This is a genomic window from Klebsiella spallanzanii (assembly GCF_902158555.1).
GTDB classification, from domain to species: domain Bacteria; phylum Pseudomonadota; class Gammaproteobacteria; order Enterobacterales; family Enterobacteriaceae; genus Klebsiella; species Klebsiella spallanzanii.
The window spans coordinates 65,914-82,903 of sequence record NZ_CABGGS010000044.1 but is presented as its reverse complement, the minus strand read 5'-3'; the positions used below and the strand labels follow the sequence as shown (position 1 = coordinate 82,903).

General features: G+C 44.4%; 10 protein-coding genes. 7 read left to right on the top strand and 3 right to left on the bottom strand.

The window, feature by feature from the left end:
• Nucleotide 1: 1 nt before the first annotated feature.
• Nucleotides 2-748: a MobC family replication-relaxation protein gene (gene mobC, locus FN082_RS23105; protein WP_117273509.1), complete on the top strand. Its 747-nt coding sequence runs from the start codon at nt 2-4 to the stop codon at nt 746-748.
• A gap of 194 nt (nt 749-942) precedes the next feature.
• On the opposite strand, the gene FN082_RS23100 is transcribed toward mobC, so the two are convergent.
• Nucleotides 943-1,890 (bottom strand): ArdC family protein, encoded by a 948-nt coding sequence (locus FN082_RS23100; RefSeq protein ID WP_142982443.1) that lies wholly within the window; start codon nt 1,888-1,890, stop codon nt 943-945.
• 800 nt (nt 1,891-2,690) lie between these two features.
• Here FN082_RS23100 and FN082_RS23095 point away from each other — a divergent pair.
• The 6 genes from FN082_RS23095 (at nt 2,691) to FN082_RS23070 (ending at nt 15,055) form a co-directional block, all read left to right on the top strand.
• Nucleotides 2,691-3,773: a type II toxin-antitoxin system RnlA family toxin gene (locus FN082_RS23095; RefSeq protein WP_196491830.1), complete on the top strand. Its 1,083-nt coding sequence runs from the start codon at nt 2,691-2,693 to the stop codon at nt 3,771-3,773.
• A 5-nt stretch (nt 3,774-3,778) separates the two neighbouring features.
• Nucleotides 3,779-4,117 (top strand): type II toxin-antitoxin system RnlB family antitoxin, encoded by a 339-nt coding sequence (locus tag FN082_RS23090; RefSeq protein ID WP_060854645.1) that lies wholly within the window; start codon nt 3,779-3,781, stop codon nt 4,115-4,117.
• Nucleotides 4,118-4,372: 255 nt separating this feature from the next.
• Entirely contained in the window at nt 4,373-5,593 is a 1,221-nt protein-coding gene (locus FN082_RS23085; RefSeq protein ID WP_142982442.1) for a Druantia anti-phage system protein DruA, read from the top strand.
• A gap of 20 nt (nt 5,594-5,613) precedes the next feature.
• Nucleotides 5,614-8,439 (top strand): hypothetical protein, encoded by a 2,826-nt coding sequence (locus FN082_RS23080; RefSeq protein ID WP_142982441.1) that lies wholly within the window; start codon nt 5,614-5,616, stop codon nt 8,437-8,439.
• Nucleotides 8,436-9,500, top strand: a complete 1,065-nt coding sequence (locus tag FN082_RS23075) for a hypothetical protein (protein WP_142982440.1) — start codon at nt 8,436-8,438, stop codon at nt 9,498-9,500. Before FN082_RS23080 ends, FN082_RS23075 begins: the two co-directional genes overlap by 4 nt.
• Before the next feature lie 14 nt (nt 9,501-9,514).
• Nucleotides 9,515-15,055: a DEAD/DEAH box helicase gene (locus FN082_RS23070; protein WP_142982439.1), complete on the top strand. Its 5,541-nt coding sequence runs from the start codon at nt 9,515-9,517 to the stop codon at nt 15,053-15,055.
• 151 nt (nt 15,056-15,206) lie between these two features.
• Here FN082_RS23070 and FN082_RS23065 read toward each other — a convergent pair whose 3' ends face one another.
• A complete protein-coding gene (locus tag FN082_RS23065) occupies nt 15,207-16,826 on the bottom strand; it encodes a DUF2326 domain-containing protein (protein WP_142982438.1) in 1,620 nt (539 codons plus the stop codon).
• Nucleotides 16,816-16,989 carry an ABC-three component system middle component 7 gene (locus FN082_RS30400; protein WP_328592366.1) on the bottom strand — a complete coding sequence of 58 codons (174 nt, stop codon included), beginning with the start codon at nt 16,987-16,989 and terminating at the stop codon, nt 16,816-16,818. The genes FN082_RS23065 and FN082_RS30400 overlap by 11 nt, the downstream gene beginning before the upstream one ends.
• Nucleotide 16,990: the final 1 nt, after the last annotated feature.

Below are 16,990 nucleotides of genomic sequence, written 5' to 3'. Positions count from 1 at the left end.
TATGCTGATTTCGTCCTTTCACGAGCGCCAGACGCGTAACAACGAAAAAATAAAACAACTGCTGAACTTCCTGAAAGAAGAAACCTACAGTGATTTTAAAACGCTGATGCAGTTATTTGGTTTCCGGGATCATAAGTCGCTTTATTCGCTGCTGGCAAAAACGGAGCGAATGGGGTTAATCCAGAAGCATGTGCTTGAATCACGGACAATGAAGATTTCATTATGGGGGATCACCAGCGACGGACTGGCAGTGGTGTTAACCCCGAATGATAAAATCTTTCCTGCGCGGTTTGAACCATCAAAAATCACCGGCTGGACGCTGGAGCACCATCTTGATAATCAGGCTGCCAGGCTTATTCTGGAGAAGAAAGGCGCTTCGGGATGGATTAACGGCGACCGGGCCAGCTTTCTCATCCAGTATCAGGTAAAACATCGCCCGGACGGATTACTGACGCTGCCCGACGGTAACGTTATTGCCATTGAAACCGAGCGCCGCCTGAAAACCAGAGCCCGTTACCAGTCTATTATCGCCAGCCACCTGCTGGCCCGTACACGCAAGCACTGGATTTACGTTTTTTATGTTGTGCCCGATCCACAGAAGAAGCGTGCGCTTGAACTGCTGTTTGACAGCATCAGGCATGTCATCATCAACCATCAGCACGTCCCGCTGGAAGAACGCCACCGCCGGGTGTTTCACATTTATACCTTTGATGAACTGAAATACCTGTCACTAGGCAGCTATACGTAAGCTTTTACTCAGGCCATCGTGATGGCCTCAACGACCTGGTGGCGATACTCGCCAGGCCGTAATTTTTTTATTCCACTGCAGGGCGCAGACTGTTCGGTACTTGCTATGCTGCGTTCCGCCTCAGTCTGCGCCCTGCAGCGTTGCCGGTTAAAAACCCTGTAACCGCATTCCCTTGCGGTTGTCTGGTTCTGGTCTCAGAGTTTATCCGTCAGGTAACGATGTGCTTTAGAGGCTGCGCTAGCCGCTTTGAAAATATAACGCTTGTCGTTTTTCAGCGCTTTCAGCCAGGAAGCAATATAGCTTTCATGCTGTACCTCTCCCTCAATCCCCAGATCCGCCATCAGAAAGGCACTTCCCAGCTCCGCCACCAGTTCTTCCTCTGCATAATCCGTACTGCCAAACTTCCCTTTCATTTCACGGTTCAGGCGTTTTTTGCCCCCGCTCCAGTGAACCAGCTCATGCAGGCCGGTAGCGTAGAAGTTAGCCGCATCCGAAAATAGATGGCGCTCCGGTAACCAGACGTCATCAGTTGATGGGATGAAAAAGGCGTTTTGTCCTTTCTCTATGATGTTCGCGCCGCTCTTCCTGAACAGATTTTCAGCCTGCGGCAACGGGTCAAAGGTTGCTTCCGGGCTGACCGTTTCCGTTGTCAGGGGCAAACCGTCGATTTGCTGAACGTTAAACACGGTGAAAGTTTTCAGCATCGGGATATGCTCAATGTCTCCGGCGGCGTTTTCCTTCTCCAGGGTGGTGTAGAAAATGGCTGTTGTGCCACGTTCACGCGTGCGAACCTGTCCACCTGCTGCCTGAGCCTGTTTGTAGGTCATCCAGCGTGAATCGCTGAACCCCTGTTTAGATGCGCTGCACCATAACAGCATGATATTCATACCGCTATAGGCTGCTCCGGTTGTGTAATTGGATGGCAGACCAGACATGCCGGATACACGCTGCCACGGGCAGGACCAGGGTTTAACACCGGCTTCCAGCGCTGCAATGATGTTGTCGGTAACGGTCTGATAAATATCCTTTCTGGTTTTAGAAAATTTCGTTTTTGAGGAGCCTGACGGGTCCAGCGGGGATACGCTGGTCGCCGCTGCGGTGTCAGGGGCGCTTGTCCGGGTAGTGTGCAGGGAAATCGTCATGGTTTTTTCTCCGTCAGTGTGTGATTTTCGTCTTCGTATCGCCTGACGGTTCGCTTTCCCGACATCGTTCTGTCCTGCAAGGGCGCAGCATGCGTGCCATTTACCCTTGCAGGACGGGTTGTGTTGGGAAACGATTAACCAGAAGCTGATATGAAGAACGAAAAGCTCACAGGAGAAAAACTTGCCCCTATATAGCCGGGCTTAGCGCCCCTCAGTTGCAGCGGTGAAAGGGGTTTGGGGTTTGGGGTTTGGGGTTTGGGGTTTGGGGTTTGGGGTTTGGGGTTTGGGGTTTGGGGTTTGGGGTTTGGGGTTTGGGATTTTAGATATAGTATAAGCATAACTGGCAGAGATTAATATTGTTCCTAAGGAGGAAATAATGAACTATAGGTGATTATTTTACAATCAGCCTTTAAAAGGTATTCTAAATATGTGAAAATCTTTTAGTTGATCGCAAATTCACTTAAAATTCCAATTTTTCAGTTAGAATAATCAATTTAAAACCACCACTATAGTTATATGGTGTTATTATAAATTGACTCTGATCTTATAATTAATTGCATTCCATTAAAAATAATTCCGTTCCGCATGAAAGCGTGTGGCTTGAGTCTTCGCTATATGCCACCTTCCCTTTGCATTTGCCTCACCGAGGCGACTCCACACTGCCGTTTAACTATCTAATAAACTAGGATTTTTACTGGAATACCAATCTTCGCCATCATCACTTTTTAGAGCATGACTTAATTTAAAAATGGTGTTATAATCTTCTGTTAAAAGATTACAAATAATTGAGAGAAAGGGGTGTGAAAATCGTGGTTGACTACAGAGATCTGAATCTTAACCGAGAAAACCTTGATCTCAATATCCAGAACTTTCTGGAATCTCACGGCTATCAGCTTGATGGAGATATACAAACATTTCCCAAAAGGAAAAGGGTGGTTTTTGGCTCTACTGGGTCGGAATTCTCAACTGTTGATTTTCACCTCAACCATACAGGTACAACTACGATTCAGTGGAAACTAGGTAAAAATCAACCAGTTGGTGAAACACTTGCTTCATATTTAAGGGATACAATCGACCCAGCAGAATTTGAAAACGTCAATTATTCATTGAAAGGAATAACTACAGAATCATTCGATCCTATATTAGAATGCGTTTTGGAGGCTGGTGATATTGAACTCAATCTCTTACGTGATGAGGACAACTGTAAGCAGGTAACGCTGAAAAGTATTGCACATCAAGACCACTTAACTCTCACTCACCATCGACGCACAAGAGTTTTACAAATACAGGGTAAACCTTTGTCATGTTATCGTCGTGTTATTTTCATGCTTACAGATTTACTTGATCTCAAAGGATTAGAACAAGTCTTATATCGTAAAGATGATAGTAGCGCTGAGATAGTTAGAAAGGAGATGGCCGATGACTATATAAAAACGGCATTTCCTAGAAGCTATGAACTCTTACCTGAATCAGTAAAAAAACTGCTAATCTCTAGCTGTTGTGTGAAATTAGCCTCACCACAGTTACCAGATTATTGCCTATTACTCTATCCGGACCTACGGGCTCTCGAAGGAGTGCTGAAAGAGCAGATGTGCATTTACAATATGTCTGTTGAAGATGCAGAACATGGTTTTGGCGACTTTTTTGATATCAATCGTGGGTTATGTACTTTAAAACCTCAATACAGTGCAATGGTTAGAAATGTAGGGATGCAGGATGCTTTGAATAACGGCTATACATTCTATAGGAAACATCGTCATACACTTTTCCATATGGAAGAGTTTGCAGATGGCAGTCGCATGATAGATACCCTTGAAAAGGCAATAAGTTTATCTAAAAACACATATTCTGCGATCGATAGCTTATATACAGCGAGAATGTGAAAATTATGATTCAAAAAATACGCATTATTGGTGAAATAGCTGTTATAACTGCCACAGCGGATTTTCACCCTTTGCGTCAATTAAAAGGTCTGGCAATTGAACTCGATCAACTTGGTTTTGAGGGTGTAGTGCTGTTTGACCTATTAGCTGTAAATGGTTTAGCAGAGAACCGCTTTGCATCTATGAAATTTACCAATAGAAAATTTGTTCGTTCCTCGTTCGTGCTAGAATCCAATGTAAATCCAAGTATCAAAAATGAACAGGATGCTTTTGCTAAACAAGATCAGACATTTCTACTTGGGAGCGTACTCTCATCCACTGAGATTGAAAAGTTCACACACTAATCCAGCCGTTTTTCCTGATCACCTCACATAGATTCTTCAATACTTACAAAAATAAAAACATATCATTTTCAATACAATAGAGAAACACAGATTATCAAATCTTTTATGTTAGACCGCTAATCAATGCCCCACACCAGAAGACCAATGTTAAAACTATGGAAGTAAGAAAAATTTTATGTCCATTGTGATGAAAGTAACCTGCAAGTATTATAAACTGTACATTAACTAACTGAATTAGAAGATTAAGGTAAGGCATTGAAATCAGTTAAGTGTAAGAGCAATGGAGAGAAAGCCCCAGTAGCACAAGCCTTTACCCCAGAGGCTAGCTTAAAACGCAAAATACGCTCACATTTTACACAGCTGGGGTTTCAAAAAGGGCCGGATGGAACACTAGTTCGTCCTGAGTCAGGAAAAGAATCTATCCGTCAACTGCACAGCGCTCAACGTGAAGAACGTCTACGCTCCTCTGAGCAATTTATATCTGAATTCTTGCCAAGTGCCATACCATATTTTGCCAACGGAAATGAGATTGATCCAACTAGGATTCGCTTATCATTGATAAAAGTTTCTGCGAATTCGTTCGAATCCAAACTCTTTAGGGCAGCATCTTTAACCTGGTCTGTTCCAGTATCAAATGGTTACGGTCGCCGCATGCGGTACCTCGTGTGGGACAGAGGGCATGACCGACTTGCTGGAATATTTGCATTAGGAGATCCAGTTTTTAACTTATCTGTACGTGATAATTTAATCGGATGGACATCTAATGATCGATCAAGTCGGCTAGTTAACATACTTGATGCTTACGTTCTTGGAGCGGTTCCCCCCTACAATATGCTTTTAGGCGGTAAAGCGATTGCCTGTTTAATTCGCTCACGAGAAGTTTATGACGATTTCCTACGAAATTATGGTTCAACGACGGGCATTATTTCTGGTAAAGATAAATACGCTCACTTACTCGCAGTAACAACAAGTTCTTCCATGGGGCGTTCATCACTTTATAATCGACTGAAGCTAGATAGCATAAGTTATTTTGAACCAATCGGTTATACCGTCGGCTGGGGGCATTTTCATATTACCGATGAGTTATTTGGGGAGATGCGTGAATATCTTCGACTCGCAGAGCACCCGTATGCCGATCAACATTGCTTTGGCGAAGGCTCAAATTGGCGGCTCAGAACTATCAAAGCTGCCCTGAAACAACTCGGGATTAACCAAGCGGTTTTACGTCATGGAATCCAAAGAGAGGTATTTTTCTGCCAGCTCGCTGAAAATGCAAAAGAAATTCTCGCGACTGGTAGGGGTACACCCGACCTTTCAACCTTAAAAACTATTGATGAAATATCTGAACTTGCGCGTAAGAGATGGATTGAACCGCGAGCTCTAAGGCAGGGTTATTATAAGAACTGGAGACGGGACGATATATCCTTACTAATTAAAGGATTAAAACTGGACGTAATAACTAGTAAAATTGCCTAAAGGAGTTGGGAGGAGGAGAAGTGAATCTAGCAGAACTTCAAGAGAGGCTATACCAGCATTATTCTCGACTACGTGATCTGCGGACTACCGAAAATTATCCCGTTTATGCGATCGAGCATGGTCTGAGCGAAGCAGAGATTTCTACTGCTCAATCGCTTCTCAATGCCAACTTGAATACAACAAAACGTGCTACTCGCACTTTTTGGCTGGTATGGATCGCTGCCGCTGCTGAGATAGGTTACACATATGACGGAACCGAATATTGGGATTCCTTTGCTATAGCCTTTCCCTCCTGGCCTAAGTTTGGAGACCGTGATCAAATCCGTATATGGTATAGACGATTTACTACTGATTTTAATAGTGTCACCCCCTCCGGGTCATGGGCACAGCAGTTCCCTATTATTTCTTGGCCAATCACGCAAGCCATTCTGCCAAGATATCTACAACGTTTTTTTGCCGATCACCTATACAATCTTCGCCATTTACTGACTAGAAGTGGTGAGCTTACATTAGAAGAAATAGGTGAACTACTAAGCGATGAATATCATGGTGGTTCATCTCGGTTCGAGGGTTTCTTACAACAAAAAACTCTAACAGCACGAATTGTAATGGCGATGCGTCTTGAAGATGTCGTTGATGCTATCTCCCCCATTGAGAAAAGCACATTGCGCCGCATCATAGACGACTTCGATAAGCTTGGTTCATTTGGTACTCGCCTAAAGGAAGTAAGACGAGTACTCCGTGAGGCTCGTTTCGTCAATTTGTATAGTACAAGCTTTATATCTTCTTCAAAAAGTATCCAAGAAAATGTAACTATCTCGAAAACTTGTACAGTAAAACCTCGGCTAATTGCACGGCAAAGAGGTTTAACAGAGTGGAACCTAAGGCTCGTAATTCCCGACATTGCAACATCTCTTCGTCAGGCCGGACTATCCCCGCTTGATTTAGAACACTCTCATATGCGCTTTCGTTATTATGGTGGAGGCAATGCATGGATGCCGGGCCGGGCATTATTTTCTTACACCGGAGGAACAGAAGAACCACTCTCGGCATACCCAACTGATAATCATTCTGTTTTCGAATTCGATCGCCCTTTTGAAAAAGTTACAGCCTCTTTGCAGGAAAGGCTGCTTTTCCCTGCAACGACTTTACGGCTATTAAAGGTACGTTCAGATGGTACGGCTGTTGAAGTCACGGGACGGCATGTAAAAGCTAACCAAGCTTATTTACTTGTCTGTTCGAATACAGTGGCCACTGAAGTTATCGATAGTCTATCGCTTACTCCTGTTCAGTCACAGACAACTGGAGCCGACGTTTGGCAATTTTCAATTCCTACGAAAGTAGATGCTAGAAAAATAGCAGCATTATCGTCGATTGGGCTTGGATATAAGTTAGGCATACGAGCCGAATCAATAGGTATGACTGCCCGATGGAACAATGTAGATGACGCGCTGGAGTTTCTTGACACAGAAGTTGTCATGTTTTACCTAGCATCGGATGTTGAAGCCGACGAATTACAGATCATTATTAATAAACATCCTCCTGTACATCTGCGTCCGGAACCCAACGGAAAAACGTTTATTTCGCTCGGTAAGCTTCCAATAGGTTTGTATTATGTATCTTTATCTGCACTCGGCGTAGCTACCGGCAGCAACATAATAAGCGAAGAAATCCTCATTAGGGTGCGTTTAGCAGCACCTTGGCAAAAGACTGTCTCCGGAAAAGCAGGGGTTAGCCTCAAGCTTGAACCGCAGGGAGCCACATTAGAGCAGTTTCTTGACCACGCAGCCACCCTGAGGTTTATGGCTCCTGCCGGGCGTATTGTTAAACTGGAAATCCGTTTCTTCAACGCAGACGGCACGCTTTTTCATATAGAGCCGATTGGCAATTACAAGGCTCCTGTTGACGATGAGAGAATATCTAAACTTATCGTACAGAAACTGACAGCAGACAACTACATTGAACATGTTGATCGTTCCGCGTGTATAGAATTGCTCATATCGTTGGACGAATATGGCCTAGAGAGCGTGCGATTCGACAAGAAAGCAGAACCTTTACGGTGGCTACGTTTAGACAAACGTACTATCCGACTCACCAATGATACAGAGGAAACAAGTCTGCCTTCTGTAAAGAGATATGATTTGAACGCTGTTGAAATTGGTCACGAAGTGGACTATGAACAGGCTCTGTCCGGACTAGAGCTTCGTGGTAAGGGCGGTTTGTTTGTTGCAAGCATCAATGATCAAACTTACGAAGTGATCGCTATGGCTTCGCAGCGCCAAATTTCTGATTTTCGAGATCTGAATATTCTGACTCATGTGTCCGCAGAAGAACCACAGCCGCTAACCATTATCAATGCTCTGCGGTATTGGCAGGGAGCTCGGAGGCTGATAGGACCAATGGCTTTTTTGGCTCGGCGCAACGCTATTCTCACACTTGAAAAAGAACTTGAACGATATCTATGCGGTAATGACTGGGCAGAAGATATAAACAAGGTTCAAACTGGTAAAAGGGACATTGGATTTCTTTATAGGCGAGTTTATTATTCACAAGGATTCGCTTCAGGCTTATTGAGCGCACAAGATTGGCAATATGATCATGATGCAGAAACTGCTGAACTAGAATTCTTTCGACTGGCTCATGCTTATAAAATTCCGGAAACAGACATCCTCTATCGTCTTGCACTGAAATTGGCATTTCAACCGCATACTGTGAAACCCTCGGATCTCGCATCACCAAATGCATTCGATATGCTACGGAAAAACTCTGCGCTAATCCGCGGAGCGTATTTTGCGCGTCTAGTGGCACACTGCCAGAAAACGAGCTCTAAGGCGGAGGTCTTATGAACAATATTAAAATACTTAGCCGGGCTGATTGCATAAAGTATTCATCTCGCTCATTAGGACTTCCTGACTTGCAAAAACTTGATAATGCATTAATCGCTCAAGCGTTGCGGAGAACCGTTTTCATTGAAGCTCCTTGTTCGATTCGGACAGTATGCTCACTCGTAATGAATTCCCTAGGTCCATTAACTGACGAGCCTGAGAACTTAAAGACACTCATCTACGATATTATTGACGACCTTGTCAACTTGGGTGATCTTCTTGAAATGCGGGACGAAATCGCGGGGGAAACGAACCTCATTTTGCGCCCTGCTCCACCGGCGTTTGTGCTTCGAAGAGATGGGACATTTATTATAGTGGGAGTGGCTGGTGATGATGTCACTCCGCCACAGGTAAATGACTTTAATCTCGTTTATTACCCGAGTGGTTTAAGAATACTCACACCAAGCAATACGCAATCATGTCGGCAAACACTTATCGATCTAGGACTTATTGAGTTACCTATGATTACATGGCTACGTGCACCAGTTTCGATTACAGCCGACAAACTTGTAAAATCGTGGATCAGCAGACTCCCCAACGATATACACCCGGAAAAAATAGAGAATTTTGAGATAATTGATATTAGCAATACAACTTCATACTATAAAGGCAGATGGCAGTCACTAAACGAACAACATGCTGGAATTTATATTGCCCGACGCCCACAACGCTACGGGGCAAGACTGTGGTGCCTTGCCGAAATTCGGGACGGATTAGTCCAACGCTTCGTTGATATTCATTCAGGAGATGCGCGCTTTCGAGATTGTGATGAAGCCTGGCGATTACTCGCTGCGATGGATGCACTTACTGGCTCTCCGCAACAGGTCAGAGTTGTTTATGAAAAGGAGATAACTGTGCTGTCCTTTACATCTCCTCTTCCTTCTTGGGCGATTAGGCGTCTTAGTCTGGTCGGTGAACGTTTAAAGCCTCATCGCGCCTTGCTGCAATTTTCACTGCCTTTACATAATAGTGAAGAAGAACTTCATTGGCTAGAGGAATCCCTCTGGCTAACTCGGGATTAGTATGGGAGCACTAAATGAAAACAGCCACAATACAACAAACAATTGACGAATTACGGCAGAGCCTGACGCATTATATCGAGGCGACATATCACATCGGCCACCCTTCCATAGTCAAACAGCGTCGTGAACTATTGAATCAGATCGGTGGCATCTATCAGGCTCCATATCTGGAATCGACTCCCCGCTATAAGAGCGCCAGTCCTTATAATGAGATTGATAGTTTGCCACCAGCGGCACTTGAAGCATTGAGAGTTCTTTCTGACACAAAATCAGGAAAACCAGTAATTTACCCTTCCCCCTATACCCATCAATTGGAGGCCCTACAAGAGATTCTCAACAATAATCGAAACCTTATGATTATGACGGGAACAGGTTCTGGCAAAACTGAATCATTCCTCTTACCGATATTAGGCAAGTTCGCAATTGAAGCCTGCGAGAACCCAGAGCGCTTTAAAAAATATAATGCTGTTCGCGCATTAGTGCTTTATCCTATGAACGCCCTCGTGAACGACCAATTAAGTCGATTGCGAACAATGTTCGGTTCCCCTCAAACCGTTGCTCTATTCGAAAAATGGGCTAAGCGTCCCGTCCTCTTCGCGCGTTATACCAGCCGTACCCCATATGCGGGCCTGCGCACACCTAATAAAGATAGTAAACGACTAGCATCTATTGGTGAATTTTTCGGTGAGATCGAGGATGCGAAACGACGCTATGAACATTCCCCTTCCGACGGGGAAGAATACCGCGCGGCTAAACTCTTTGATACCTTAAAGGTACGGGGAAAATGGCCATCCAAAGAAAGTGTTTCCGACTGGTTGGGTAAAGCTCCTGTGCCTTGGGCGAAGCGAGCAATCTGCCGTCCACACGATTCTGAACTAATTACACGCCATGAAGTTCATGCATCTCCACCCGATCTTCTCATTACAAACTATTCGATGCTTGAATATATGATGATGCGTCCCATTGAGCGTGGCATATTTGACGCAACAAAAGAATGGTTGGACGCTTGCCCGGACGAGAAATTTCTTATCGTTCTTGATGAAGCTCATCTTTACAGAGGAGCACAAGGTGCTGAAGTCGGATTATTGATACGTAGACTAAGAGAACGTCTTGGTATACCAGCCGAGAGGTTCCAAGTCATATGCTCGACCGCAAGCTTCAGTGATGAGGGTAAGAAAAATGCTGGTGTATTCGGCGCACAGCTTTCCGGAGTATCGGCCGAATCATTCGTGTCAATAGTAGGAGAACTACAGTTACGTTCTCCTGAGGACCGTGGATCAATGGTCGATATAAACACCCTTGCTGCTGTTAATCTTAAACAGTTCTATTCAGCAGACCATAGTCAACAATTGGCAGCGATTGAGAACTTTCTAAAGTTTCGAGGGGTATCAGTCAAAGATGTAAGTGATGTGGACGCTAAACTTTATCTGGCGCTGTACGATTACGCGCCATTTAATCGACTTGTAAATGAGACTATGACTGCTGCGGTATCGCTCTCCAAACTACCAGAAATAATCTTTGACGATACAATACCATCGAATCTTTTGGAAAAAGCCACAACGGTATTACTCGCGTTTGGGAGCCGCGCGAAAAAAACACCAAACGAAGCTAGCCTTCTTCCATGCAGAATACATTCATTCTTCCGTGGACTTCCTGGCTTATGGATATGCATGGATCCCAATTGCCCCGATGCCCTCAGAGACAGGCGAAGCCCTGCCGGAAGATTGTTCTCGCAACCACACGAGCGATGCAGTTGCGGCGCTCCGGTTTTGGAATATTATACTTGCCGTCATTGTGGCACTTCATATGCCAGGGCCTATACAAATGATGTTGCGCAGCCACGCTATTTATGGTCCAAAGAAGGTGAAAGAATTGAGACTGCTTCAGGGCTTATAGAGGCTCTTCATCCTCTTGATCTTCTTATTGAAGAACCGCCATCGGATGATAAAGCCAAAGCCGCTTACTATGATCTTGTATCGGGCCAGCTTAATCCAGATGTACTAGGAGAGAAATATCGAACCGTCTTCCTTGCTCCTGCAAAGCCCGTAACAGATGGCTCGAAAGATACAACCCGTGCAGCAGGTCCAGGGCAATTCGCTCCTTGTGCATGTTGCAACCAGATGGCAGGTCATGGACAATCTAGCGTTCAAGATCATCAGACCAAGGGCGATCAACCGTTTCAGGCTTTATTGGGATCACAGCTAAGAATACAGCCCCCTGGTCCACAGCAACAAACTTCTTTTGCGCCACTTCGTGGGCGTAAGGTTCTAATCTTCTCTGATTCTCGCCAAGTAGCCGCTCGTCTGGCTGGCACACTTCAGAACTATTCCTTACGTGATGCTGTGCGGGCACTCCTTCCGTTGGGTTATAAGATTCTTAGCCGCGATCCGGACTTCTCCAAAACTCTTGTGCTCAACCATGCGTACTTATCAGTTTTAGTGGCTGCCCATAAGTTAGGCGTTCGACTAAGGCCCCAACTTGGTGATGCAGAAACACTTTCAGAGGTAGAAGGACCAAGTCCAGGCCCATCTCCCGCAGGTATTCAGCTCTTTCAACTCCTCAGTTCGTTGTCCCGATGTCCGCAGCGTCTTATGCAGGCAATCTCCGATACGTTTAAACATACGAACATGGGACTTGATCTGGAGGCCTTGGCGATCGCCACGATTGGCGAGCCTCCACAAATCTCGTCCAAGATTGTAAAACTTCCCGATCTACCAGGAGTCGCCGAAACCGAGGAGGCTAAATTGACAGTCTGTCGAGCTTGGCTGCGATGCTGGACGCTTGATCCGGGAATCTGGTTTTCAGACATGCCTGACTCTTGGTGGAATGAACGAGTGAGATCCCATCAAGGGGTATTTACTGCCATGAACCGAGTTCTTGTATCGAAGCAATCGAAATCAATATTCAAAAAGAATTGGCTTCCAACTCTTCTGACCATTTTTACCGAGCAAACAATGGGAGGGGGACATCGTTTAGTTGCTTCGAAGCTTTCTCTTCATTTAAATGGTCAGTGGCAGCGATGCAATAGTTGCAAATCTGTTCATCGCCCAGTCGGAACTCTCAGTAGATGTATTGACTGTGAAAGTTCTGATGTGAGCAACTTTGATCCCGCTTTAGATGAGGTTTACAAGGCACGTCGTGGTTTTTATCGCGACCCTATCGCTTCAGCACTTGATGTTGAAGATCCCCAACTAATGACTATTATTGCAGCAGAGCACACAGCTCAACTTGGAGCGGCACAGCCGGATGAAGCCTTCTCTCACTCTGAGCGACACGAAATAAGATTTCAGGATATCGATGTCGCCTGGAGAGATAAGGACCGCCCTGGTGAACCCGCTATTGATGTGCTTTCAAGCACCACGACTATGGAAGTAGGTATTGATATCGGTGATCTTTCAGGCGTGGCACTTCGTAATATGCCTCCAACCCGCGCCAATTATCAGCAGCGTGCTGGCCGAGCAGGCAGACGTGCTAATGCAGTTGCGACTGTTGTAGCATTTGGCAGCTCCGACAGCCATGACGACCATTATTTTACGGATCCAGAGGAAATGATACGGGGTAATGTCATTGATCCACGCCTCACGTTAGAAAATCCGGAAATAACGCGACGCCATCTTCGCGCCTACCTGCTTCAGCGCTATCATGAAGACCGTATTCCTGGATTAATCCCAGGTGCCGATCCTAATTTGTTTTCCGTTTTGGGCAAAGTCGGTGATTTCAAAACTCGGGGACCTTTGCTCAATCGTTATGATTTTGCTAAATGGCTAGAAGATAATGCACAAGACCTCACTAACGCGGCTGATCGCTGGCTACCCACTGAGTTGTCGCCAGATGATCGCCATAGGTTGATTGCTGAAATGATGGTTGACGCGACAGATACGATTGACGAAGCCATAGATTTTATTCAATCAGAGAACCAAGATGTCAACTCCGCCCTAGAAAAAAGTAAGGACGACTCTGGTGATCAAACCGAGAATGAGATAATGACCGAGTCAGAGGATAACGTACATATTGTTGATCCCGCCACGGATAAACTACTTGACCGTCTCCTTTACCGGGGAGTAGTTCCACGGTATGCGTTTCCAACCGATGTTGTGGCATTTCACGTTTTCAATCAAGAGAGATCAACCCCGTTCACATCGGTTATAGATTATGCTCCCGCTCAGGGGCTTGCACTGGCTCTATCTCAATACGCACCAAACAAGCAACTCTGGATAAACGGCAAACAGTATACATCCAAAGCTATATATTCTCCTTATCCAGCCGAACGACGGGACGCTTGGGGAAAACGAAAACTCTACTTCGAGTGCAGCACTTGCTCCCATGCAAGGACTGACGATTACTTAAAAGAGAGGGAGAACACGACAGAGACTTGTCCAGCCTGCAACACACCCAACTCTTTCGGCCCGGCAAGGGTCTGGTTCCGTCCTGTCGGCTTTGCACACCCAATCGATACACCGCCGGAAACTGAGCCAGACTCACCAAACGAGACCGCAAGAGCGACGCGTGCCAAGTTAGTCATGCAAACGCCTAATCCTGACAAGAGCTGGATTCAGGTATCCGAGCGGGTGCGTGCTTTCAAAGCGAGAGAATTTCTCTTAGTATCAAATACTGGTGTCGATAAAGATGGCTACGATTATTGTCTCGCCTGTGGTCGAATCGAGTCATCGGCGGCTCCTGAGGAACTACTCTCACAACCACACGCTACGCCATTCCGCAGTGAAGAAGGCTCCATCTGCCCAGGAGGAGCGGCAAAACGTCACGTAATTCTTGGGACTGATTTCAAAACTGACATTGCATTATTTTCATTCCCGCTAACAGAGCCGTTCCAACTCTTGCCCGGCAGTATAGAAGCTGATTCTGTACTTAGAACTCTATGCGAAGCTATGGCCAAGGCTGCGTGTCAAACACTAGATATTGAACCGGGAGAAGTTCTAGCCGAATACCGCCCAGCTTTGACAGAAAAAGGCGCAAGCGGTAACGAAGTTGAAATTTTCCTATATGACACATTGGCAGGAGGTGCAGGGTTTTCGACCGAACTTGTGAATCGGGCAAGAGAATTGTTTGAGCACACGCGAAATCTTCTAGCAAGTTGTCCAGAAAACTGCAACACATCCTGCTATCGCTGCCTGCAAAGTTTCCGCAATCGAATGGACCACTCGCTCCTAGATCGCAAACTCGGCATTCAGTTTATTGAACATGCGTTTGATGGTGGATATCCGCCTTATCCTGCCGAGCGTACTCGACGATCGCTTGATCTTCTCGCCCGTGATCTGATTCGGCAGTATGGAACCGAATTTTCTTTCTCTCGTGAAGTTCAACGATATGACAATGAAGCTGGAGCAATAGTAATTCCAATTGTTGCTACACGCCTGGCTACGGGTGCAGAAACTTGGATATCACTCAGTTCTCCACTAGCCCCGGCGATTCCGACAGATCATAAACTCCAGAAACTTAGTCCTCAAGGGTCAGAAAAAATGGAGTGCGCAGATGACCTTATTATTCGTAGACATTTACCAGAGGCAAGTTTGCAACTTCGAGGAAAACTGAGATAAGACCATAGTGAATTTACACTTGGCGGCGACGGAGTCCTCGCCGCCCCCTTACGAAATGGTTCATTAAAAGAAAATATTGATGATGTACTAGTCATTTATTCTAATTACTGGCTATTCAAGCCAGTAATTATTGTTAATACATATCAATTAACTATTGCTGCTCCCTCCAGTCTTTCGTATAGAGCAGATCGTTATCGCTCAACTTGAGAACGGTATGAATCCGCAGCAATCGTTCAACTTTGGCACCGAATTTTGCGGCTTCATCAAATGAAAGGAATATCTGCTTACGTTTAACAGATGCTAGAATTCGGATTATATTCCCTGTGGCAGGAACCTCAATATTCTTGTAGATAACTGAATCATGGATTATGAACGGCAGGTTAGTTAGTGAAAGCATAGCAAGATCGAATGCAACTAAGCCTGCATAAGACTTTCCAGTTCCAGTATCCTCGGGCGAGATGAAGTTGTATGAATTTGCATTTTTTATCCTAAGCTGAGATGCATTTCTGCTCGGCCCGTAAACTACTTTATTGAAGTTTTTTAATTTTATATTTAGTGCATTTTCTATATTAAGGAATATACCAAAGTATATCGCTTCCAAACGTTCTTTGGATAGCAACGCGTCCCTGCCGATAGCTACCTTTTTATCATAAAAGCTATTCTCTTCAGCAGCTTTATCTGCAAGTTCTTTTAGTTCGAACACTCGCATGAACAAATCATCTGGCGTTCCTTTTGCTGCCAAACCAGTTCGTATTTTATTCTCCAAAGCAACGATCTTAGTATTGATTTGCAATAAGTTTTCAGAATACAATGCAAGACCTTTTTTAAGTTCTTTTTGCACTATTTTAGTGATATTTTGATGAAAAGACTCAACCTGCTCAAGACGTTCTGAATCTACATTAGGGAAAAACTCCTTAATAAGAGCAATATTAGCAGTTAATCTCGGTGTTACCCCTGAGATATCTCGATTAATTCGTTCTATTTTTATTAGCACATCATTTTTTTGGCTACCTAATTCATTTTTTTGCTGATGAAGTTTACGCAGTTCTTCGTCAAAGAGAGCTTCATAGGCGCTTAGAGCTCCCGTAAACCCCTGTTTCAAGGCTTTAATAGCATCATTGTTGTCAGTTATTATTTTCTGATTGGTCTTGTATTGAGCCTTGTTGATCTTGGGAATGATTTGAGCATTCATCGACTTGGATATGAGTTTTTTCCTTTCATTATATTCGTCTAAAGTAGACTTCTCTTCAGCGATATCTTCCGTATATTCAAAGAGATCGATGAGTCGTCCAATAGCTACTCCTGCTGATTCTTTCACATCGCCAGAAAATGGTTGCTCAGGGTCTAAAGCACCTTTATTCCATATTCGACTGAAAGGACTAACAAGTGAACGAAAACTACTTTTTAGATGCTCTAAGTTATAGAGTAATTTGAGTTTATCTGTATAATCACCAATGCTAATTTCATCAATTACTTTATAATGCATATTGCACACATGAACCACATTGGATTCACTTGTTGACCGTTTAAAATAATATACAACATCGTCAAAAATAAATTCAAAGATATAACTATGGTGCCCCATAGACTTGATAATACCAGCCTTATCATCCAAAAGAGACATACCACCCATAGCAAAATCAATGACCATCAAAGCAGAGGATTTTCCAATTGAGTTTTTAGCATTATCATCACCAAGAATTACATTCAAGCCATAATTGAATGATATTCCACCATGATTGAAAAGTGAGCAGATTATTTTACTTAACATAATTTATCGTTTCCATCGAAACATCAACATCAATCAAACCAAGAACATATAGGATATCTAAAGCATGTAAAAATTCCGAAGCATCTTGAAAGCTCGCCGAAGTTCTTGTCAATAAATCCGACAATTTTTCGTCGTCTACTTTGTTTTTTAAAATGACTAGCATT